This is a genomic window from Bacteroidota bacterium (genome assembly GCA_026391695.1).
In the GTDB taxonomy this organism is placed as follows: domain Bacteria; phylum Bacteroidota; class Bacteroidia; order Bacteroidales; family JAGONC01; genus JAPLDP01.
The window spans coordinates 1-22,742 of the sequence record JAPLDP010000058.1; the positions used below are offsets into that span (position 1 = coordinate 1).

The window sequence follows — 22,742 nt, forward strand, 5'->3', positions numbered from 1 at the left end:
CAAAGTCCTCACCCGCATCCCGGATCAATCCATCCAACGCCTGGAGGAACTGCTTCCGCATAATCTGAAATAAAATCGCCCGGAAATAAAACTAATTTTGCATTACCGGTCAATATGCATCAGGCCGAAGGCTTACTTTTAATCAGAATATTATGCAGTTTTATAATGTGATCAGCCATCGCAATTTAAGTTTTCACTTAATATGCTATATTCATAATTGGTTAATAGTGAAAATGAATAGTATATTACAAAATATTACCGAATGGCTCACTGACTTTTTCCTGAATCAAGCCATTGATATAAAAGATCATGACAGAAATAAATTTTCCAAACACGAAATTTATTATTCTGAACAAGTAATTATTTGGAATATAAATAATTACTGTATATCAAATGAAGTTATTATTAAGGAAGATTATAAAAATAGATATTCTCGGATAGAAAATTATATACAAAGAAAATTTCAATGGCTCAAGGAAAGAGTCGTATTGTACTTTGAATTGGATTCCATTCTGATTGATTCCGATGATCAGTATATAATTCTACAAGTTCCGACAAATAGTTCTATTCACAACTTGCTCATAGAAAAGAAATTCCAGACACTTTTTAATCTTGAAATTGTGAGCAAAGCAAATTCATTAAATAAATTGAAAAGTAAAAAATTGGGTAGGAGCCTAGTTAAATTTTTTCATATATGCTATAGGGACTCCTGCCGCACATGGTCTTCTTTGCTACAAAATACTTCATCTATAGTGATGACTTTGCAAGTGTATATTAAATTATGTCAGAAAAAATTCCCCACACAATTAACGTTTTGAAAGTCATTTCTATATAAACTTTCAGGACGTTATAACAGATCGTGTAATATGTGCCATAAATTTAGGCTGGTTCCAGACCATTGATTCATATCGCTTTGTTTGAGTACTTTCTCAGCTAAAGAGCGAAGGGAATTATGGCTTTTCGTTCGTTAGGATAGTTAACAAACTGTTCTTTATACCATTGATGATGATCTAAGGCTCTTGGAATGAGATTTACACATGTCCATAAAAAAAATGATAAAGTTGGCATACACCATGTCATTACAGCAAATCCCAACCACTCTGTTATCTCACCGAAAAAGTTAGGACAGGAAATATACTTAAAGAGTCCACCATATGGAATATAATAATCTGTAGAACCTTTGGTCCGGAGGCTTAATAATCGCTGATCAGAGTCCTGATTTATTGCGACTCCTGTGAGGAATAATAAAACACCAATAATAAATCGTGGATCATAAAGCCAATTGATTGCATAGGATTTAGCAAGATAGCCAAACCAATACCCATTAATAAATCCATTCATTAAATTAAAAAAGATCGCAAAAAACATAATAGCTAATGGCATTCGCTTCCCTTTGGTCTTTGTTCTGAATGGGTAAATGAAAACACGGTGGAAATAATGAAGAAACCAGAATGTCCAGAAAATCCATATCACTATATTTTCCTGGGCTCTGGACGAAATAACCAGGTAAGTGAACGCAGCAAATGCAGGAAACTCCATAACAATCCAACCAGCACGGTTGTCAATGGTCGGACCCCATTTTTTTGTGATATGGCGACCATACGGGGCAGTAACTTTTAAAAGTAAAGGGAATATAATTATTGCCAAAATTATCCAGGAATAAACAATGTAATCAAAGGTCGTTCTTGTCATAAAATAATCTGATGTTGATTTTCTGGATTGTTGTTGTTACAATTCTAAATAGCAGCATACACATTGAACCATTCAATTGTATCCGAGATTGTTTCTTCAATTGGGCGTGGAGTATAATCCAGCTCATTGTTAGCTTTGGTACCTTGAATATATAAATTACATTCACGAAGGATATCTATCGATTCACATGTGTAAAGAGGAGGTTCGTTTCGGAGCTTTGCAAAGATTTCAATAAAAGGTACAAAAATTTTAGCAATTGTACCAGGACAGATAAATTCTGGTACTTTTTTGCCCGTAATATCTTTTATCGTTAAGGCTATTTCTTTCAACGTCATATATTTTCCAGGCAATATGTATTTTTCACCCCGGCGACCTTTTATGGCTGCTGATATGGCACCTTTTACGACATCTCTGACGTCCACCCAGTTGTATCCCCCTTGCACTAGCATGGGTAATTTATTTGCGGCCATTTTCTTGAAAGCTAGACCAAGGTAAGACGGTTTGAAATCATATGGGCCAATAACGGCAGTTGGATTAATTATAACTGCGTCAAAACCAAGTGACACTGCATTAAGGACAACTTTTTCACTTTCTGCTTTTGACCAGTCATAAATAAAACGTGATGAACCAACAGTTGGCCAGGTTTCATCAAGAGGTTTATCCACTGGATTATTTCGGAATGCATGAATAGAACTAAAATGCACCATACGCTTTACACCCATCTCAATACAACATTGAATGATGTTTTTAGTACCATTAACATTTGTATTAAAAACATCCGCTTTACTGAAACCTCCAATCGAAATTTTTGCTGCAAGGTGAAAAACAATATCGACATCACGGCATAACTCCTTGAGAGATTCAATATCCAACATATCACCTTTAATCTTCTGGACGTCCAGTCCCTCAATACCTTTGGTATCATGATAAATTAAAACCCGAACATGATGACCTCTTTCTAACAGGTCCCTGCAAAGACAGGAGCCAACATGCCCACTTGCTCCAGTAACAGCTATATTCATTTGTAGAATTTTATAAGTCGGGCAATATACAAAAAGCTATTAAATAATAAACAATTATTTAAATTTGCTATCCCGACTTTCGGAATAGCAGAGCCTGATATTCATATACAAACTAAAATGAAAAAAGTCATGTCATCTGACATCAATGAATATGACACAGCTACTTTTGGAGCAGGATGTTTCTGGTGTGTTGAAGCTATTTATCAGGATTTGAAAGGGGTGGAGAAGGTCATTTCAGGATATTCCGGAGGAACTGTCATCAGTCTTACATACCAGCAAGTTTACTCCGGACTCACTGGTCATGCAGAGGTTTGCCAGATTATCTACAATCCTGATATCATTTCATATAAGGATCTTCTCGAAGTTTTCTGGCAGATTCATGATCCTACTTCTTTAAATAAACAGGGAGATGATGTTGGAACCCAATACAGGTCAGTAATATTCTATCATAATGAAAACCAGAAAAAACAGGCTGAAAAGTATAAGAAAGACTTGAATGCCTCAGGCGCCTTTGAAAAAATCATTGTAACGGAAATTTCACCCTTTAAAACTTTTTATAAAGCTGAGAATTATCACCAGGATTATTACAATACGAATCCTAACCAACCCTATTGCCACATAGTTATAGGATCAAAGATTGAAAAATTCAAAAAGGCCTTTAAAAATAAGATCAAATAGTTCGTCACACCTCTAAATTATATTCCTCAAAATACGCTTGGTTCTGTCGAGCATATCATCATTAAAATCGAGATGTGTAACCATCCGGATAAGCTGTGGTCCAAATCCAACAACGAGGATGCCTTTTTCTTTTAATTTGGTTATTAAATCCAAATCCCTTATTTTCTTGTTCACTTTAAAAATAATAATATTTGTTTCGACAGGCATGACATCCTCCACAAAGGGGAGATTAGAGATTGTTTCCCCTAATTGCCTGGCTCTCAGATGATCTTCCCTAAGTCGTTGAATATTATTTTCGAGAGCATAAATACCTGCTGCAGCCAAGTAGCCAGCTTGCCGCATACCACCGCCCAACACTTTTCTGATGCGACGTGCTTGAAATTGTTCGGTTTTATTACATAAAAGTATCGATCCAATTGGAGCTCCTAAACCTTTTGAAAAACAAATAGATATGGAATCAAAAAGTTGACCATACATAATGGGATTTTCCTGTGTTTCTACTAAAGCATTAAATAACCTTGCACCATCCAAGTGGAAACGCAATTCATTCTTTTTACAGACTTCACTTATTTTTTTAAGTTCCTTAAAATCATATATGCTTCCGCCTCCTTTGTTACTCGTATTTTCAGCAACAACAAGACGGGTTCTTGGACGATGCACATCAACGGGATTGATATTTGCAAGAATCTGATCGGCGAAAATTCTGCCGCGATCGCCAAAAATAAGACGCATTGAACAGCCTGAATTAAAACCAATACCACCACCTTCAAAATTATAAACATGGGAGCCTGCTTCACAAATGATTTCATCACCTGGCTGAGTGTGAACTTTCACGGCAATCTGGTTGGTCATAGTTCCGGAAGGGCAGAAGATCGCAGATTCCTTCCCAAATAGTTTTGCAACCTTTTCTTCCAGTTCATTTACAGTTGGATCATCACCGAAAACATCGTCACCAACTTTTGCAGTAAACATTGCGTCAAGCATTGCTTTTGTCGGACGTGTAACTGTATCACTGCGAAGATCAATTTCCATATAGCTCATTTTCGAATTTTAAGCAAATATAACAATTTAACTTACACCAGTTTACTAAACTATTTGTCTCATAATTAATATTATGTTAAGTAATAACAAAAAATAATAAGGAAGATTTTATAAATCATCTTCCCTATTGCTCTTAAGACGAAGCGGATCATGATTATTTTAGCTGATCGATTCGTGCCTTTATTTCAGTGGCCTTTTCCAACATCCCTAAGCGCGCGTAAATTTCCCGTAAAGAATTCAGTGCATTTATATCGTCAGGATGCAGATTAATAGCTATTTCAAGATAAGGAATAGCTTTCTTCAACATTCCATCAGCCTTAGCTTTTAAGGTATCGTAGCGTTTATCAATGAATGGTAGTGAATTGGCATATTGAATGATTTCTGAAGCTTTATTAACGTACAATGCTCCAAGGTTATAATTAGCATCATAATATACCGAATCTAATCCGATTGCAGTTATATACGATTTTTCAGCTTCAAGGAATGCATCATTCCTAACCTCTTCAGTTTTGGTAGTGTCATCCACAATGATGTTATACTGAGCTCCTACGGCAAAGTAAATAGTCGGATTATTCTTCTCCTTTTGTAATGCCACTTTTAGATTTGCAAGAGCTTTTTCAGAATTTCCCATACTTAGATACAAGTTAGTTTCTGTAATGATGATATTGAAATCATCTGGGTATCTTTCTCTACCTAATTTGATGATTGTCAAAGCTTTTTCATTATTACCCTCTCCTCTAAATACATTTGTTAAGGAAACATAGATAAGTGGTTGATTAAAATTAAGTCCTATCAGGGTACCATAAAGTTCTTCGGCCCCTTTATTATCTTTACCGTATTCAGCGCATATAGCAGCATTGTATGTCGCCAGAGAATCGAAGCCTCCGAAGCTTTCATTTATCTCCTTTGATGTCAGAAAAGCATTCTTGGACTGAATAAATTCATCCTTATTGAAATAACTTACAGCCTTGTTATAAAACTGTTCTGCAACAATAAGCATATTGATTTGCAACTCATTTTTAAACTCCTCTTTAGTATCCAGAGTTTTGGTTTTCTTATAGGCATCATAGGCAATATCGAGAGCATTATCTGAGAGTTTCTTATACTCCTCATTTGGTGACATATATATATTAAGATATACATTACCAAGGTAAAACCATGTTTTTGCTTTATTACTTGTTGATTCATTCACAGATGCCGCATCAATAGCGGTCTTGGCTTTGTCAAGTTTACCATTTTTTAAATAATTATAAGCACTTTGTACTTTCGGACTTTGTCCAAAAACCATTGTCATATAAAATGCCATGACAATCAGGCATACGATTTTTTTCATATTTATAAATTTAAGATCACTTCGAATATGGAGTGGCAAATATAAAAATTACCGGAGAATTAAACGAAATCCATGCCATTTTTCTCTTTTTCATCGCTAATTATGGCATCATCGCTGATTGGAGGGGCGTCATTTCCTGGCGACTCATCAGGCTCAATACCACCTTCTTTTTTATTTTCTTCAACATCGACCTTTGTAATGGCTGCGATGGCATCGCCGTAACGTAAGCCAATGAGTTTTACGCCTTGTGTAGCTCTGCCAATGACAGGGATGCTTGATACAGCCAGGCGAATAATAAGACCAGATTTGTTGATGATCATCAGGTCATCAGAATTCTGTACATTATTGATTGCGATAAGGTTGCCCGTTTTTTGGGTAATATTAATGGTTTTCACGCCTTTTCCTCCCCTGTTTGTAACACGATAGTCTTCAAGTTTAGACCTTTTCCCGTAACCATTTTCTGAAACCACCAGAATCTCATATGTGTCATTTTCAAGACATATCATGCCTACAACTTCATCTTCACGACCAGAAGGCTTAATACCCCTTACACCAGAGGCATTCCTACCCATGGGTCTGACCTTGGATTCATTGAAACGAATAGCTCTTCCCGACCGTAATGCCATGATCACTTCATTGCTTCCATTGGTCAGCCGTGCTTCGATCAGTTGATCGTTTTCTTTTATTTTAATGGCATTTATTCCATTTTGCCTTGGCCTTGAATAGGCTCTCAGGGATGTTTTTTTAATAGTTCCATGCTTTGTGGCCAGTATAATGAAATTATTATTGATGTAATCGTCGTCTTTTAGATCCCTGACATTAATATATGCCCTTACTTTATCATCCGGCTGGATACTTATCAGATTTTGAATAGCTCTGCCTTTGGACGATTTTGTTCCTTCTGGGATTTCAAATACACGCAACCAATAGCAACGGCCATTTTCAGTAAAGAAGAGCAAATAATTATGTGCAGAAGCTATGAATAAATGCTCAATAAGGTCTTCCTCACGAATCTCTGTTCCTTTGGCTCCCCTTCCACCACGGTGCTGGACCTTGTATTCTCGCAGAAGTGTCCTTTTAATATAGCCCATATGAGAAATGGTGATCACATAATCTTCATTTTCGATGATATCCTCAATTCTCAGATCCCGACCAGAATAAATAATATCCGTACGGGTATCATCACCATATTTTTCTTTTATCTCAAGAAGTTCTTCTTTAATGATGGCCATTCTTAGATTTTCATCGGACAGCACATCTTTATGATGTTGTATGAGATTAATAAGTTCATCATATTCTTCTCTGATCTTTTCACGTTCTAAACCTGTAAGTCTCTGCAATCTCATATCCAGAATTGCTTTTGCCTGGATTTCAGAAAGGCTGAACTGTTCTATCAAGCCATTACGTGCTTCTTCAGGAGTTCGGGATGCGCGGATAAGATTAATTACTTCGTCCAGATGATCCAGTGCAATAAGCAATCCTTCAAGTATATGCGCTCTTTTTTCAGCTTCCCTTAGTTCATACTCTGTCCTAAGCGTGACCACTTCATGCCTGTGATCAACAAAATACACAATAAGCTGTTTTAAATTCAATAATTTGGGCCGGCCATTGACTAAAGCAATATTATTGACATTGAAAGAAGTTTGCAAAGGGGTAAATTGATATAATTTATTAAGAACAACATCGCTTATAGCATCTCTTCTAAGTTCATATACAATTCTGAGCCCATTACGGTCCGATTCATCCCGGATGTCAGTTATCCCTTCAATTTTCTTTTCCCCGATCAAATCAGCTGTCCGTTTGATCATGTCCGATTTATTTAACTGGTATGGGATAGATGTCACTATAATGTGTTCCCTACCATTCGGATCCTGCTCGATTTTAGCTTCTCCACGCATAATGATCTTGCCACGTCCTGTTTCATAGGCTTCCCTGACACCTTCATATCCATAAATAATTCCGGCAGTCGGAAAATCAGGCCCCTTGATATAATTCATCAGTTCTGGTATCGTAATTTCCCTATTCTCGATATAAGCAATAATGCCATCAACCACTTCTCGTAAATTATGCGGGGGCATATTGGTAGCCATCCCGACAGCTATTCCGGAAGCGCCATTTACAAGCAGATTTGGGATTTTTGACGGAAGTACAGTAGGCTCGACTAAGGAATCATCGAAATTGGGTTTCATAATAACAGTATCCTTCTCGATATCATTCAGCATTTCTTCTGCTATCTTCCGAAGTCGTGCTTCAGTGTATCTCATTGCAGCCGGGCTGTCACCGTCGATAGATCCAAAGTTACCCTGTCCGTCGATCAAAGGATATCGTAATGACCAATCCTGTGCGAGCCTGACCATAGCATCATATACTGATGTATCTCCATGTGGATGGAATTTACCTAAGACCTCCCCTACTATTCTGGCAGATTTTTTATAGGCACGGTTTGATAAAACACCCAGTTCAAGCATTCCAAAGAGAACTCTGCGATGAACTGGCTTCAAGCCATCACGTACATCTGGCAGTGCACGTGACACAATGACAGACATTGCATAATCAATGTAAGCCGACTTCATCTGGTCTTCTATGTTAACCCTTAAAATCTTCTCACCTTCTATCATCTTCTTTTCTTAATTCACTCAATATTAATTAATTGTAATAATTTATAGCATTACGAATGTACAATTTTTTTTGCTACCTGAATTTTTTTTAAATGTCTTTTCTTACTAACACGAATTTGTTGATAATTATTGTATTACTGACTAATTAGGCACTGTAACTTATTATCGGATGACAACGTATTGAGGATGAATTATCAAACAATATGACTGCTCATTTGTTTAATGTTTGTATTTTTGTTGGGAATAGATTTTGATAGGTTCCAATTAATCTGCCTGAAATTAAAAGCAGATAACTGGAAAAAATCAGTATTAAGAATTTTTTATTATTGAATGGAAGCAAAATTCTCACAAAGGGTTAAGGATGTTCTGACCTACAGCCGTGAAGAGGCATTACGTTTGGGGAATGATTATATTGGTGTTGAACATTTACTTCTTGGAATGATCAGAGAAGGTGAAGGACAGGCTATTCAAATACTGACCTACCTCGGCATTGACACCAATGAGATAAAAAACAGGATAGAGCAATCTATTGTCAATAAGGGTAAGCATACTCCTGAAATCGAAAACATTCCTCTTGTCAAGCAGGCTGAGCGAGCATTGAAGATCACTTATCTGGAGGCTAAACTTTTTAGCAGTGAGCTTATCGGGACTGAGCATTTGTTACTTGCTATATTAAAGGATGAGGATAATCTGGTCACAAAATTGCTTCATAATTATAACATCGATTACGAAACAATAAAGGAAGAACTTAAGTCATTCAATACTGATAAAGGATTTCCGTCAAAACAGGAGCCAACTGATGAATTACCAGGGGGAACGGCCGATGATGATGCAGAAGATGGCAGCAAAGGGTTGAGTAACAGTCTGCGGAAATTATCAGATTCAAAGTCCAAGACTCCTGTACTTGATAACTTCGGCAGAGATGTGACCAAAGCTGCTGAGGAGAATCGTCTTGACCCAATAGTAGGACGTGAAAAAGAGTTGGAACGTATAGCTCAGATATTAAGCCGGCGGAAAAAAAACAATCCTATCCTGATCGGCGAGCCTGGAGTTGGTAAATCAGCTATCGTTGAGGGCCTTGCAATCAGAATCGTTAGCAAAAAGGTTTCCCGGGCATTGTTCAACAAACGTGTTTTTACTTTAGACTTGGCCTCGCTGGTTGCCGGAACAAAATACCGGGGACAATTTGAAGAGCGAATGAAAGCCGTGCTGAATGAGCTGGAGAAAAATCATGACATCATTCTTTTCATAGATGAAATCCACACAATTGTCGGAGCCGGCAATGCATCAGGTTCGCTCGATGCATCGAATATGTTTAAACCTGCACTATCCAGAGGTGATATACAGTGTATTGGTGCAACAACTCTTGACGAATATCGTCAGTACATCGAAAAAGATGGAGCACTCGAACGCCGCTTTCAAAAAATACTTGTTGATCCGACTTCTCCGGAAGAAACAGTTGAAATTCTCAATAATATCAAAGAAAAATATGAGGATCACCACCTGGTCAAGTATACCCCTGATTCAATCAAGTCCTGTGTATCTCTTACCAACAGATATATGACTGATCGTTATTTACCAGATAAAGCTATTGACGCTCTCGACGAAGCAGGTGCAAGAGTCCATATAAAAAATATTAATGTTCCGGATGAAATAATTCAAATTGAAACTGATATTGAAGACACTAAACAGAAAAAAACAAAAGCCATAAACAGCCAAAAATTTGAAGAAGCAGCGAAACACAGGGACATCGAAAGAAGATTACAGGATGACCTCGAGAGGGCGAGAAAGAAGTGGGAAGAAGAATCCAAAATAAACCGGCAAGTAGTGGATGCAGAAAATGTTGCTGAGGTCGTGGCAATGATGACCGGAATCCCCATTCAACGTATCGCACAAAATGAAAGTGCGCGTTTGGTGAGAATGGAATCAGAACTCGAGAATTCAGTCGTTGGACAAACGGAAGCTATCAAAAAGGTTGTCAGGGCAATACGACGAAACAGAGCTGGATTAAAAGATCCCAATAAACCTATCGGTAGCTTTATTTTTTTAGGTCCAACCGGCGTTGGTAAAACCCACCTCGCAAAAGTCCTTGCTGAATTTCTCTTCGATTCAACCGATGCACTGGTGAGGATAGATATGAGCGAATATATGGAAAAATTTGCTGTTTCCAGACTTATAGGCGCTCCTCCGGGATACGTGGGATATGAAGAAGGTGGGCAACTTACAGAAAAAATAAGACGTAAACCCTACTCAATAGTTCTTCTCGATGAAATTGAGAAAGCTCATCCGGATATTTTCCATTTACTCCTTCAGGTCCTTGATGATGGTCTTCTCACAGACAGTCTGGGACGCCGTGTCGATTTCAAGAATACGATTATCATCATGACATCAAATATCGGTTCCAGGCAACTTAAAGACTTTGGACAGGGTGTCGGTTTTGCAACGGATGCAAGGAAATCAACTACTGTTGACTTTGCAAAAAGTGTCATCGAAAATGCCTTGAAAAAGACTTTTGCTCCTGAATTTCTTAATCGTATAGATGATGTCGTTATTTTTGAGCCTCTTGAACGTGATGATATCCATAAAATTATTGATATTGAACTCCGTTACCTGTTCGAAAGAGTAAACACCATTGGTTTTATGATCAGTGTAACTGAAAAAGCCAAAGACTTTATTCTTGATAAGGGTTGGGATGCACAATTTGGTGCACGCCCCTTGAAACGGGCGATTCAAAAATATATCGAAGATCCTTTGGCTGAAGAAATCATTAAAACCGAGCTCTCTGAAGGTTCTATTATTATTGTAGATTACGACAGTGTTAAAGAAGATACTGTTATAAACATTTCTAAACCTGTTCCAAATACTGAACAGGCATAGCAGCCGACTTATATGGATAATAAGAATCGTTTGCAAGGCGGTGAATTTCTGATCAAAGAAACTGACTCAAAAGATATCTTCATACCGGAAGAAATCAATGAGGAACAAAAAATGATCATTCAGACCTGCGAGGATTTTCTGAAGACTGAAGTCTTTCCTATTCTTGACCGTATCGATAACCAGGAAAAGGGTTTGATGCGTGAGCTTATCAAAAAAGCCGGTGAACTTGGACTCTTAGGAATTTCAATACCTGAGGAGTATAATGGTTTCGATCAGTCATTTACGACATCAATGCTCGCCAGTGAAGCTATGGGTTCAGGATATTCTTTTTCGGTAGCTTATTCTGCCCACACTGGTATTGGTTCGATGCCTATTTTATATTATGGCAATGAAGAGCAAAAAATGAAGTACCTACCCAAACTGGCTTCCGGAGAATGGGCTGCTGCTTATTGTTTGACTGAACCCAATGCAGGATCTGACGCAAATTCGGGGAAATCAAGGGCTGCGCTCTCTGAGGACGGTAAATATTATATTCTCAATGGTCAGAAAATGTGGATAACAAATGGAGGCTTTGCTGACGTGCTGACCGTCTTTGCCAAAATTGACAATGATAGAGTGCTCAGTGCTTTTATCGTCGACAGGGATTTAAATGGCGTTATCATAAATCCTGAAGAAAAAAAAATGGGCATCAAGGGATCTTCTACCGTTCAAATCTTTTTTAATGATGCCAGAGTGCCTGTTGGGAATCTTCTTGGGAAACGAGGTGAGGGGTTCCGAATAGCTCTCAATATCCTGCATATGGGAAGGATTAAACTTGGTGGAACAGTATTAGGTGCTGCTAAAAGAGCCATAACTCAATCGGTTAACTATGCCAATGAGAGAAAACAGTTTGGCAGACTCATAAGCAGTTTTGGCGCTATAAAATTCAAACTGGCTGAACAGGTCATCAGGACTTTTGCAACTGAATCAGCTGTTTACAGAGCAAGTAAAAATGTTGACGATGCTATAGAAGAACTTATTGGACAAGGATTTCCGAAACCCAAAGCTACTATTGAAGGAATTGCACAATATGCTATAGAAGCGGCACTCCTGAAGGTTTATGGTTCTGAAGCCCTCAACTATGTTGTTGATGAGGCAGTTCAGATATTCGGAGGAATGGGATTCTCTTCTGAAACAGACGTTGACAGGGCTTACAGGGATTCACGAATTAACAGAATATTTGAAGGCACTAATGAAATCAACAGGCTTCTTGTCGCTGACACAACCATAAAAAAAGCGTTGAGGGTCGGTTTTGACGTGGTGCGTTATGCTAATCATATCCTTAAGGAGATGGATATTACAGAAAAGGACATAAAAGGAATTGGTTACTACGAAGAGAAAAAGAAATATCTAAAAAACTTTAAAAGAGCCGCCCTCTTGCTTTTAGGAATAATCTCGGAAAAATTTCACAGGAACCTTGCTGATGAACAGATGCTTCTCATGAATATCTCTGATATCATTATGCCTATCTATGCAGCAGAATCCTCACTTTTAAGGGTTGAGAAATTAGAAAAGATACGCGGAACAGAAAGTGTAAGAATCTATAGGGACATTATTGACGTATACATCTATGATACAGCACATCACATTTTCAAATCAGGTATCGATGCGGTGAATTCCTGTTCAGAGGACTGTGCACGGGAAATTATGATTGAACGTATAGAACTCTTCACAAAGATAGCTCCTGTTAATGTTAAAGCGGCACGACTCAGAATTGCGGAGAAATTAATTGAAGATAACCGGTATAGCTTCTGATACCAAGTACCAAAGATCCTTATTCAGATTTCATTTCTTTAAGAATATTCTTGGAAATCACTATTCTTTGGACCTGATTAGTGCCTTCGTAGATTTGGCAAAGTTTTGCATCGCGCATCATTTTCTCAACAGGATAGGCTCTGGAGTATCCTTCCCCACCCATGACCTGAACTGCATCTGTTGTGACTTTCATACCCATGTCAGAAGAATATAGTTTTGACATGGATGCCAGTTTGGATGCTGTCTTTTGCCCGGTGTCATAAGCCCATGCAGCATACCAGGTCAACATCCTTGCGGCTTCAATTTCAGTTGCCATATCAGCCAGCATAAATGCGATAGCCTGGTTAGCTGCTATTGGCTTACCGAATTGTATTCTTTTTTGAGTCCATTCTTTGGCAATTTCAAATGCAGCCCGGGCACAGCCGACACTCAATGCAGCAACACCTGTTCGTGTTCTGTCAAAAGTCCTCATAGCAATCGGGAATCCCTTTCCTTCATCACCAAGGCGATTTTCAACTGGTACTTCTACATCATGGTACTTGATCTCATTCTGTACGGATGCTTTTTGTCCCATTTTATCAAGACGTCCAACAATTTCAATGCCTGGCAGATCACGTGGAACAACCAAAGCAGTCAAACTCCTGGATCCTTTCTCAGGGTCAGTCACCGCAAAAATAGTATGGTATGTGGCAACTTCACCATTCGTTATAAACCGTTTATGCCCATTTAAAATATATTTATCACCATGACGTATAGCTGAGGAACTTATGCTCTGGACATCGGAACCGGCATTCGGCTCAGTGAGGCAATATGCTGCAACGCCTTTTTCCTCGACAATCCGTCCGAAAAACTTTTTTTTCTGCTCATCAGTTCCTGCGAGTAATAAGGGAGTTAAGGCAAGTGTGTTTGCATCAATACAAATCCCGATACCTATACAACCTGCTCCCAATTCTTCAGATTGAAGTGCACTACCACGCAAATCATAGCCATTCCCTCCATATTCCTTTGGCATAGGACCATTCATAATTCCTTCTTCATACGCTGCTTTGATAATATCCCATGGAAACTGTGCCAATTCGTCATACTTCATCCTGTTGGGCACAATCCAACGATCTGAAAAATCCCTGTATTTCCCGACTATAGCTTTATATTCATCTGATAATGAAAAATCTAACATATTTTCCTCCTTATATGGATTCTTGATGTTACGCTAAATGATTATCTCTTACAAATATATTGAAATAATTAAGAAAATATCATTGCCATTTGTAAATAGTATCTTTGCCATTAAAGATAAAACAATCTTCACAGGGAATGACACAAAAAAATAAAAAGAAGAAATTTCTTAACCTCCCAAAATATCCTGGTGGAAGCGCTTACTATAAGCGGTTTATTTTTGATAATCTTGCATATCCGGAGGAAGCTTTACTAAATGGCATTGAGGGTTCCGTATACTTATCCTTTACAGTTAATGATTTCGGAGATGTTATTGATGCAAAGGTGATAAAAGGATTAGGCTATGGATGTGATGAAGAGGCTCTGCGTTTAGTCAGATTAGTGAAATTTGAGAAGGTAAAAAACCGTGGCATAATTATACAATCGATGAGACGCACCCGAATTGATTTCCGGTTAAAAAGCAATAAAACAAGCGGACTGAGCATAAATTATGTACTCAAATCCACAGAAAAATCCACGTCCACCGAAAAAAAACCAGGGGATTCACACATCAACTATAATTACACAATAAAATTCTGAAAGAAATACTTTTTTCATTGATCAATGATCAAAGTGTTCATCTGACCGGTCCTTTTAACAGTTCTTTTGCAGTTTGGATGGCAGATTCAGAAATATTCTCATTGCTGAGCAATTTTGCAATCTCAAGTATTCTTTCCTCTTTAGTAAGTTTACGGACAGCTGAATGGGTTGCGTCTTTATCTGAATACTTATAAACGAGATAGTGTTCCTTACTTTTGCCAGCAATTTGTGGAAGGTGGGTGATGACAATGACTTGCATTTCCTGAGCCATTTTCTGAAGAATATTAGCAACTTTGCCGGCAATCTCACCCGAAACGCCCATATCAATTTCATCAAATATTATAGTCGGCAGAAGATTTTTCCGGGCAATCATCGATTTGATACCCAACATCAGCCTGGACCTCTCACCTCCGGAGGCAACGGAGGAGATTTCCCTAAGATCCCCTCCCCTGTTGGCATTAAAAAGGAATGACACTTTATCTGCACCGTCCTTGCCAAGTTCATTAGCTGAAGACATTTCTATCCTAAACTGTGCTTCAGGCATTCCCACAGAAGATAAAATCTTTACAAACTCACTTTCAATTTCCGGAATGACGTGACGACGGGCATTCGAAATTTCTCCTGAAATTTTCCTGAGTAAATCTTCTCTTCTGGCGACTTCCTTTTCCAGCTCCGAGATTTGTGTTTCAAACGAAGCGATTTGGTTGATTTTATCAGAAAAGTTATTCTTAAGCTCAATTAATTGAGCGATAGAGTCAACTCGATGCTTATGTTCAAGATGATAAATCATATCTATTCGGCTGCTATATTTACTGATCATTTCAGGATTGATAAAAACCTGCTGTTCAATGCCTTCGAGTTCCCGGGCAATATCTTTCAACTCAATCAGTGTGGATTCAAGACGCTGGGACAGAGTTTTGATCCCATCATGGAATTTCGATAACCTGTTAGCAATATTCCTGATTTCTGCGATTTTTGCCAAAACATTATCATCAGAAGTCTGAAGGGAGCTTGTAATCTGTGAAAGACTTGTTTTAATGTCCTCCGCATGAGTAAGGATTTCTAATTCCTTCTGAATCTCTTCCTGTTCACCATCAACCAGATGGGCCTGGTCAAGTTCAGTATATAGAAAGTTATAATAATCCTCATCAGCTTTCGATCGTTTTTCCTCTTTAATCAGATTATTTAACTCCTGTTTCAGTTCAATATATTTTATAAACTCCATTCGATATATGTCAACCTTTTCCAGCAGATGTCCATAGTTATCAATAACTGTCAGTTGAAAATCAGCCTCATTGATTATCAAAGTCTGATATTGCGAATGGATATTGATAAGTTTCCCGCCAAGTTGTTTGAGGATATAGAGATTAACAGGTGTGTCGTTCACAAATGCCCTGGATTTTCCATTAGTCGTGATCTCCCGGCGCAAAATGGTTTGTTCATCATATTCCAGGTCATGTAATAAAAAAAAGTCTTCAAGACCATAATCCTTGATATTGAACACCCCTTCTACTGTACATTTTTTTCCAGCATCCTTAAGCACGGCTGTATCTGCGCGTTCACCCAGGATCAATGATAATGCCCCGATAAGTATTGACTTTCCCGCTCCTGTTTCACCCGTTATCACCGAAAACCCTTCAGAAAAATCAATATCCAGTTCATGAATCAAAGCATAATTAGATATGAAAAGATGACACAACATACATGGAAATACTAATTCAGCGAAGGTAAAATTACAAAAGAAATTCCGGCTTTTAAACCTATTGCCTAGGAATTAAGATTTTTTGATACACCGATGAATTGGCAGGATCGATTTCCGTGAGTATAGTGACAGCCTTGGCCTTATCAATATCATTTGCTTCCATGTAAATATTCCTCAATTCATCTCGTTTGGCCTCAAGTACCAGTTGAAGGGAAAAAAGATTTGGCTCGTTTCTGTATGCTTTTCTGAGATCTTCAAGGGATTCAGTAATAGATGTTCGTCCAAGTTCAAGGTTATCCGACATCATATCAAGACCTTTTCTGTGATATTTGTACATAAACTGCCGTAAAGAAGAATATGATGAATTAAGCATATTTTCAGCCAGCCAATATCTGTTTTTCATACCTTCAAATGCTTTCCATCCGGGTTCAATAGCACTCTGTGCACTATTGACAACGGCCTGGGCTTTCTGATAAAAAGAGGTTCCTCCATATAACTGGAAAGAGTCAAAATCAAATCCAAGAATCATATATAAATAAAAAGCAAAAATGGATGACAGGTTTGAATCGAAGGAATTATCTGAAAAAATTAGAGGCTGGCCTTCATCATAAGAAAACTGGATATCCTTATCAACGTAATTAAACATCGGAGTTTCATAGGAGGTTCTATATACTGGCCGGCGATAAATGATATTCAATCTGCCTCTATATTCGTTACTTGAGATACGTTCCGAAAGAGTAAGCATAAAAGTCACTTCGATTTTTTCTTCTACACGAAAGGCATAATTTGACCATGACCGTTCATTGATAAACTCATAAAGAGCTTTCTGGATAGCCTGGTACACCGTTTTATCAGATCCTTCGATCTGTGCTGCAGAAACACTCACTGTGCCTTTAAATTCCTGAGCAGTAACATGTCCAAAAAGAAATATTAACCCAATCAGGATATACTTTTTTGACATACGTGGATTATTTAGCTCCGGCTTTATGATTACTTACAAGTTTTACTATCTGGTCAATGATATCTTTTGCCACTTCATTTTTAGGTTTCAGTGGGTAGTTAAGTTGTTTACCAGAACGGGTGATGATGGTAATTTTATTGGTGGATGTTCCAAAACCAGCACCTTTGTTTTTCAAAGAGTTAAGAACGATCAGATCGAGGTTTTTATCCTGAAGTTTCTGCAAAGCGGCTTTTATACCATTGTCTGTTTCCAAAGCGAAACCAACAAGTATCTTATCCTTTGATTTTTTCTTCCCCAACTCATGAAGAATATCTTTTGTTGGTTTTAATTTAATTATTAACTCACCTTTCTCTTTTTTAATTTTATTCTTTTCATAATGGTCGGGGGAGAAATCAGCGACAGCAGCGGCCATAATAGTAATATCGCTATCCGGAAAATACTTCGAGCAGGCGGCGTACATATTCTTTGCTGTCAGCACATCTACCCTATCAACAGAAGGGTGGTCTATTAGCATATGCGTAGGTCCGGTGATCAGGATAACCTGAGCTCCTCGCCTGGCAGATTCATGTGCAAGTTCAAAGCCCATCTGACCTGAAGAATGATTCCCAATGAACCGGACGGGATCGATAGCTTCATATGTTGGTCCCGCTGTAATAAGAATCTTTTTATTCACAAGGTCCTGGCCATTTCTAAAGTAAGCATCTATTACGTTCACTATCTTTTCCGGTTCTTCCATTCTACCCGGGCCGCTAAGACCGCTGGCCAATTCACCGACCTGTGGTTCAATAAGTAAATGACCAAGTAACTGAAGTTTTCTTACATTTTCAACGGTGGATGGATGATGGTACATATCGAAATCCATTGCTGGGGCAAAAAAGACCGGACATCGTGCAGATAAATATGCTGTTGTGACAAAGTTATCGGCTATTCCATGCACCATCTTAGCCAGTGTATTTGCTGTCAGAGGGGCAATGATCATTAGGTCAGCCCATGTACCAAGTTCGACATGACTTTGCCAATGTCCATCCTCCTGATTGAAAGATGAACAGATAACGGGATTCTTTGACAGCGTAGATAATGTCAGGGGTGTTATAAAGTCCTTGGCAGAGGGTGTCATAATTACTCTTACCTCAGCACCTTCTTTCACAAGCAGACGCACAAGGTATGCGGATTTAAAAGCCGCTATGCTTCCAGTAACAGCAACGATGATCTTTTTACCTTTAAGCATAAGGAATTGAATTTGTAATCAATTCATTACTAAACCTTAGTTTTTTTCTCCTTCGATGGATTACGGTAATAGACCTGGTCATTAATAAATTCATGAGTGGCTATCAAGGTAGGCTTCGGAAGACGTTCATAATATTTAGCTATCTCGATTTGTTCACGGTTTTCAAAAATTTCCTCCAGATTATCGACCGGAGATGCAAATTCAGCGATTTTTTTATTCAGCTCTTCTTTCATCTCCAACCCTATCTGATTAGCTCTTTTGGCAATGATCGCAACTGTTTCATAAATATTTCCAGTTTCCTTGTCAAAGTCACTTACAGTACGTGTAATCGTAGTTGATTCAGTCTTGATTTTCTTGTAATCCATTTTATATTAATTAATTCGACAATTGTTTTTTAGCATTATTATAATAACCACTTGCCTGTTTTAAATACCCACTGTCAGGAAAAGTAGATACAAAAGTATCATAAGCTACCACAGCGTTTTGAAATCTCTCTTTCTTTTTTGTTTCAATACTATTCAATGCATAAAAATAATATGCTTTTGTCAGGTTAAATAAGGTTTTTTCTTTATAATCCGTATCGGGGTAATCTTTTAGAAGATTATTAAAAGTCGTAATAGCAGCCTGATAATCCTCCATTTTAAGATACATCTCAGCAATTACAAATTCCTTCTTTTCCAGCTTGCCATTTAATTCATCAATCAGTCTGTTACATTCAGTTATCCGTTCGCTATTGGGGAATACATCAATAAAAAGCTGTAACTCATTTATTGCTTCAATCGTGCTTGTTGGATCCAGGCTATAAACAGGAGAATCGAGGTATTTACAATAAGCGCTCATATAATAACACTCTTCGGCATATTTACTAGAAGGATAATTTTTTGTGAACCGTTTAAAATAATAGCTTGCGAGGACATGATCACCTTGCTGATAGTGGCAATAGGCATAATAGTATGAAAGTTGTTCCGCTTTATCCGTTCCACGATAAAAAGGTAAGACAGCGTCAAATAGTTGCAAAGCCTTGTAATAATCACCCTGGTTGTAATAAACAACTGCCATTTCGTACTTTTCTTCAAAGTCTGTACTTTTCATCAGTTTCTGATACTTGGAACAGGAATTTGTTACAACAAATAGTACAATGAAGAAAAACGGCGTAGCGATTTTTTTAAACATGGGCGCAAAAATACAAATTTTCAGCGAATTATTAAACGCTTAAAGGTGATAAATATTTTCAGATTAATCAATACTTCGCACGCCATTTCCTATTTGAACAGGATAAAACTCCGGTATCAGACCGGTTTTTCGAATATATGCCTTACTGACTTCAGATATAAAATGCTTAATTTTATCTTTCATTATGAGTGTAACAGTGCAACCGCCAAAGCCTGCCCCAGTCATTCGGCTTCCAAGGACTCCTTCAATGCATTTGGATTCATCGACGAGAACATCAAGTTCGTTACCAGTAACTTCATAATCAAAGCGTAATGAATCATGTGAGGCGTACATGAGTTTCCCAAAATAATCCAGATCATTCATTTTTAGCGCTTTTTTTGCTTCAACAACCCGCCGATTCTCTGAAACGACATGTCTAGCCCTTTTTCTAAGTGTCGCATCTGGGATGAGAGTTTCATATTTGCTAAATGTTTCTAAATTTAATTCTCCCAGATTATTTAAACTCAAAATAGTATTAAGATATTGAAGTGACTTCTTGCATTCCTCAACTCTTTCATTGTACTTTGAATCAGCAAGACCTCGTTTCTTATTTGTATTTGTAATGATCAATAAGTGACTTTTTAAATCAAATGGTACCAATTCAAAATCTAACGAGTCACAATTCAGAAACAAAGCATGATTGTGTTGTCCCATTCCCACAATAAACTGGTCCATAATACCACAATTCACTCCGACAAATTCATTTTCAGCTTTTTTAGAAGCCTTTATCATATCGATCATTGTCCATCCTGTTCCATAAAGATCATTCAGTGCAAAAGCAGTTACCATTTCAATGGAAGCAGAAGATGAAAGACCAGCTCCATAAGGTATATTCCCACTATATAGCAAATCCATACCAGCTAATGGAATAAGTTTATCCAAGAACTGGTTCATAACTCCAATCGGATAATTAATCCATTCGTGGCCCTGTTTTTTAGTTAAATCAGTCCTGTCAATGGTGGCAGAAAAATGGAAATTTGTTGATGCAAACCTGACCCGATGTGACTGATTAAAACGGATAAGAAGAGTAGTACCCATATCAAGGGCACAAGGCAATACCAAGCCGCCATTATAATCAGTATGTTCCCCGATAAGATTGACCCTTCCCGGAGCAAAATATGAAAACAATGGAGAGTTATTTAATCCAAATCTGACAACGAATTCACCTTTATTATCAGAACTAAATTCGGTAGTACGAATTCTTTTTTTTTGAGTCATCACAATAATGCGTACTTGTGGTTAGAATTCGTGATTTGAATTACCCCGGACTTCAGGCCGGGTTTTCAGGCAGCTAAATAAAACGTGGGCGTTAGCCCGAAACAGACGCATCAAATTTGTACTTACGTATAAATTCTTGATATTCATATGCCATATCGTAAACAAGGTTTTGGGCTAAAGCCCGGTTTTGTGTTGTTTTTTTTAACCCCGAGCTAAAAGCACGGGGTAATTCATATTACCTTCGTTACCCTAAAAGTACGCATTTCTGTAAAGACCCGTTTTGTTACTTTAAAATCTCCAATAATTCCACTTCAAATATCAATGCCATGTTGGGTTCGATAATTTTTCCCCTTCCATTATCCTTATATGCCAATTCAGGAGGAATGTACAATATCCATTTTGCACCAAGTGGCATCATCTGAAGAGCTTCAGACCAACCGGAAATTACTGCATTAACCTTAAAAACTGAAGGTTCTTTTCGGTCATAGGAACTGTCAAAAACAGTTCCGTTTATGATAGTACCTCTGTAATTTACCTTTACCTGATCAGTGAGAGATGGTTTAGTACCAGAGCCCGGATTTACAATTTTATATTGCAGGCCATCCGGAAGAGTCACAACGCCAGGTTGTTTACTGTTTTGTTCGAGGAATCTACGGCTTTCAATTTTATTCTGTTCATATTTCTTCAATTTCTCCTGTTTGATTTTTTCCTGCTCAATATCATGTTGTTGTTTGGTCATAATATCAACAATCTGAACATCATAAAGCAGAGTTGAAAAAGGTGGAATCATCTCTCCCCTGCCACGTTCGCCAAAGGCAAGGTCAGATGGGACTATCAGACGAGCTTTCGAGCCCTTACTCATCAGACCAACAGCTTCTGTAACACCTTTGTTTTCAAATTGTTTTCCAAACTCAAATTCCGCCGGCTTATCATTAAAAGAAGAATAAATTATTTTTCCATCCAATGCTGTAACTGAAAAATGCAATTTAATCCATTGTCCGGTCTGCGGTATAGTTCCATTTCCAGGGGTTGTCTCGATAAAGTACAGCCCGCTGGTTAAAGAAGCGACACCAATCCCATTATCTTTGATGTATTGTTCACGAAATTGATTTTCCTGTGATTTGAGGCTGTCCTTTCTCGCCTGCTCTGCTCTTTGGTAAGCTTCTCTTGTGAGAGAGGATAAAAGTTTAATATGAAAAATCATCACGTCGTTGCTGTCGATATAGGGTGGTATTCTTGGATTGCGAGCGGTTTTAAGAAAAAATGAATCCGGCCGGAGAATGAATGAGGCACTATCTCCAACTGACATCATTGAGAAAGCTTCATAAATATCACCCTTATAATCAGATTTTTTTTGAGGCATCATAAGTGGTCTTGGGCTTTTATCGCTGTCAAAAATAGTCGTGTCTTCTGTTCCATATTTCATCCTGATTGTAATCATATCATTTAAGCGGGGTTTTGTTGTATCACCAGAACGATGATAAAACTTATACAGGAGACCGGAATCTGACTTCTTATATCCCCTATATTTATTTTGCTGGCACGAGACCACAGCAAGTGAAATGACTAATGCAATCACCATTAATAAAAAAAATTCTCTTTTCATTTTTA

At 37.9% G+C, this 22,742-nt stretch carries 17 protein-coding genes; 4 read left to right on the top strand and 13 right to left on the bottom strand.

The window, feature by feature from the left end; all coding sequences use genetic code 11:
* Nucleotides 1-933: 933 nt before the first annotated feature.
* Both NT175_07370 and NT175_07375 read right to left on the bottom strand, forming a co-directional pair.
* A complete protein-coding gene (locus tag NT175_07370) occupies nucleotides 934-1,692 on the bottom strand; it encodes a DUF1295 domain-containing protein (GenBank protein ID MCX6234529.1) in 759 nt (252 codons plus the stop codon).
* A gap of 44 nt (nucleotides 1,693-1,736) precedes the next feature.
* Nucleotides 1,737-2,714 carry an NAD-dependent epimerase/dehydratase family protein gene (locus NT175_07375; protein MCX6234530.1) on the bottom strand — a complete coding sequence of 326 codons (978 nt, stop codon included), beginning with the start codon at nucleotides 2,712-2,714 and terminating at the stop codon, nucleotides 1,737-1,739.
* Nucleotides 2,715-2,831: 117 nt separating this feature from the next.
* Here NT175_07375 and msrA point away from each other — a divergent pair, with 117 nt between their 5' ends.
* Nucleotides 2,832-3,392, top strand: coding sequence for a peptide-methionine (S)-S-oxide reductase MsrA (msrA, locus tag NT175_07380; protein MCX6234531.1), 561 nt, complete (start codon nucleotides 2,832-2,834; stop codon nucleotides 3,390-3,392).
* A gap of 12 nt (nucleotides 3,393-3,404) precedes the next feature.
* On the opposite strand, the gene NT175_07385 is transcribed toward msrA, so the two are convergent.
* The 3 genes from NT175_07385 to gyrA all read right to left on the bottom strand — a co-directional run bounded on the left by NT175_07385 (nucleotide 3,405) and on the right by gyrA (nucleotide 8,384).
* The gene (locus NT175_07385; GenBank protein ID MCX6234532.1) at nucleotides 3,405-4,424 is read right to left on the bottom strand and encodes an aminotransferase class I/II-fold pyridoxal phosphate-dependent enzyme; all 1,020 of its coding nucleotides are present in this window, start codon (nucleotides 4,422-4,424) and stop codon (nucleotides 3,405-3,407) included.
* Between the two features lie 163 nt (nucleotides 4,425-4,587).
* A complete protein-coding gene (locus NT175_07390; protein MCX6234533.1) occupies nucleotides 4,588-5,766 on the bottom strand; it encodes a hypothetical protein in 1,179 nt (392 codons plus the stop codon).
* Between the two features lie 59 nt (nucleotides 5,767-5,825).
* On the bottom strand, nucleotides 5,826-8,384 hold the full coding sequence (gene gyrA / locus NT175_07395; GenBank protein MCX6234534.1) for a DNA gyrase subunit A: 2,559 nt from the start codon (nucleotides 8,382-8,384) through the stop codon (nucleotides 5,826-5,828).
* 330 nt (nucleotides 8,385-8,714) lie between these two features.
* On the opposite strand from gyrA, the gene NT175_07400 reads away from it, so the two are divergent.
* On the top strand, nucleotides 8,715-11,261 hold the full coding sequence (locus NT175_07400) for an ATP-dependent Clp protease ATP-binding subunit (protein ID MCX6234535.1): 2,547 nt from the start codon (nucleotides 8,715-8,717) through the stop codon (nucleotides 11,259-11,261).
* A gap of 12 nt (nucleotides 11,262-11,273) precedes the next feature.
* Nucleotides 11,274-13,055 (top strand): acyl-CoA dehydrogenase family protein, encoded by a 1,782-nt coding sequence (locus tag NT175_07405; protein MCX6234536.1) that lies wholly within the window; start codon nucleotides 11,274-11,276, stop codon nucleotides 13,053-13,055.
* Nucleotides 13,056-13,074: 19 nt separating this feature from the next.
* Here the strand turns inward: NT175_07405 and NT175_07410 are convergent, their stop codons facing one another.
* A complete protein-coding gene (locus NT175_07410) occupies nucleotides 13,075-14,232 on the bottom strand; it encodes an acyl-CoA dehydrogenase family protein (protein MCX6234537.1) in 1,158 nt (385 codons plus the stop codon).
* A 137-nt stretch (nucleotides 14,233-14,369) separates the two neighbouring features.
* Between NT175_07410 and NT175_07415 the strand changes: the two genes are divergently transcribed.
* A complete protein-coding gene (locus tag NT175_07415) occupies nucleotides 14,370-14,810 on the top strand; it encodes an energy transducer TonB (GenBank protein MCX6234538.1) in 441 nt (146 codons plus the stop codon).
* Between the two features lie 37 nt (nucleotides 14,811-14,847).
* Here the strand turns inward: NT175_07415 and recN are convergent, their stop codons facing one another.
* The 7 genes from recN to NT175_07450 form a co-directional block, all read right to left on the bottom strand.
* Entirely contained in the window at nucleotides 14,848-16,512 is a 1,665-nt protein-coding gene (gene recN / locus NT175_07420) for a DNA repair protein RecN (GenBank protein MCX6234539.1), read from the bottom strand.
* Nucleotides 16,513-16,570: 58 nt separating this feature from the next.
* On the bottom strand, nucleotides 16,571-17,473 hold the full coding sequence (locus NT175_07425) for a DUF4835 family protein (protein ID MCX6234540.1): 903 nt from the start codon (nucleotides 17,471-17,473) through the stop codon (nucleotides 16,571-16,573).
* 7 nt (nucleotides 17,474-17,480) lie between these two features.
* Nucleotides 17,481-18,701, bottom strand: coding sequence for a bifunctional phosphopantothenoylcysteine decarboxylase/phosphopantothenate--cysteine ligase CoaBC (gene coaBC / locus NT175_07430; protein ID MCX6234541.1), 1,221 nt, complete (start codon nucleotides 18,699-18,701; stop codon nucleotides 17,481-17,483).
* A 29-nt stretch (nucleotides 18,702-18,730) separates the two neighbouring features.
* On the bottom strand, nucleotides 18,731-19,066 hold the full coding sequence (locus NT175_07435; protein MCX6234542.1) for a DNA-directed RNA polymerase subunit omega: 336 nt from the start codon (nucleotides 19,064-19,066) through the stop codon (nucleotides 18,731-18,733).
* 10 nt (nucleotides 19,067-19,076) lie between these two features.
* Nucleotides 19,077-19,874, bottom strand: a complete 798-nt coding sequence (gene bamD / locus NT175_07440; GenBank protein ID MCX6234543.1) for an outer membrane protein assembly factor BamD — start codon at nucleotides 19,872-19,874, stop codon at nucleotides 19,077-19,079.
* 63 nt (nucleotides 19,875-19,937) lie between these two features.
* Entirely contained in the window at nucleotides 19,938-21,131 is a 1,194-nt protein-coding gene (locus tag NT175_07445) for a galactokinase (GenBank protein ID MCX6234544.1), read from the bottom strand.
* 283 nt (nucleotides 21,132-21,414) lie between these two features.
* On the bottom strand, nucleotides 21,415-22,737 hold the full coding sequence (locus NT175_07450) for an FKBP-type peptidyl-prolyl cis-trans isomerase (GenBank protein ID MCX6234545.1): 1,323 nt from the start codon (nucleotides 22,735-22,737) through the stop codon (nucleotides 21,415-21,417).
* Nucleotides 22,738-22,742: the final 5 nt, after the last annotated feature.

Bases quoted from the DNA above. Each gene is read 5' to 3' on its own strand.
- NT175_07375 (MCX6234530.1), bottom strand. From the start codon at position 2,714: ATGAATATAGCTGTTACTGGAGCAAGTGGGCATGTTGGCTCCTGTCTT.
- NT175_07410 (MCX6234537.1), bottom strand. From the start codon at position 14,232: ATGTTAGATTTTTCATTATCAGATGAATATAAAGCTATAGTCGGGAAA.
- NT175_07405 (MCX6234536.1), top strand. From the start codon at position 11,274: ATGGATAATAAGAATCGTTTGCAAGGCGGTGAATTTCTGATCAAAGAA.
- NT175_07415 (MCX6234538.1), top strand. From the start codon at position 14,370: ATGACACAAAAAAATAAAAAGAAGAAATTTCTTAACCTCCCAAAATAT.
- NT175_07385 (MCX6234532.1), bottom strand. From the start codon at position 4,424: ATGGAAATTGATCTTCGCAGTGATACAGTTACACGTCCGACAAAAGCA.
- msrA (MCX6234531.1), top strand. From the start codon at position 2,832: ATGAAAAAAGTCATGTCATCTGACATCAATGAATATGACACAGCTACT.
- recN (MCX6234539.1), bottom strand. From the start codon at position 16,512: ATGTTGTGTCATCTTTTCATATCTAATTATGCTTTGATTCATGAACTG.
- NT175_07445 (MCX6234544.1), bottom strand. From the start codon at position 21,131: ATGACTCAAAAAAAAAGAATTCGTACTACCGAATTTAGTTCTGATAAT.
- gyrA (MCX6234534.1), bottom strand. From the start codon at position 8,384: ATGATAGAAGGTGAGAAGATTTTAAGGGTTAACATAGAAGACCAGATG.
- NT175_07450 (MCX6234545.1), bottom strand. From the start codon at position 22,737: ATGAAAAGAGAATTTTTTTTATTAATGGTGATTGCATTAGTCATTTCA.
- NT175_07400 (MCX6234535.1), top strand. From the start codon at position 8,715: ATGGAAGCAAAATTCTCACAAAGGGTTAAGGATGTTCTGACCTACAGC.
- coaBC (MCX6234541.1), bottom strand. From the start codon at position 18,701: ATGCTTAAAGGTAAAAAGATCATCGTTGCTGTTACTGGAAGCATAGCG.
- NT175_07425 (MCX6234540.1), bottom strand. From the start codon at position 17,473: ATGTCAAAAAAGTATATCCTGATTGGGTTAATATTTCTTTTTGGACAT.
- bamD (MCX6234543.1), bottom strand. From the start codon at position 19,874: ATGTTTAAAAAAATCGCTACGCCGTTTTTCTTCATTGTACTATTTGTT.
- NT175_07390 (MCX6234533.1), bottom strand. From the start codon at position 5,766: ATGAAAAAAATCGTATGCCTGATTGTCATGGCATTTTATATGACAATG.
- NT175_07370 (MCX6234529.1), bottom strand. From the start codon at position 1,692: ATGACAAGAACGACCTTTGATTACATTGTTTATTCCTGGATAATTTTG.
- NT175_07435 (MCX6234542.1), bottom strand. From the start codon at position 19,066: ATGGATTACAAGAAAATCAAGACTGAATCAACTACGATTACACGTACT.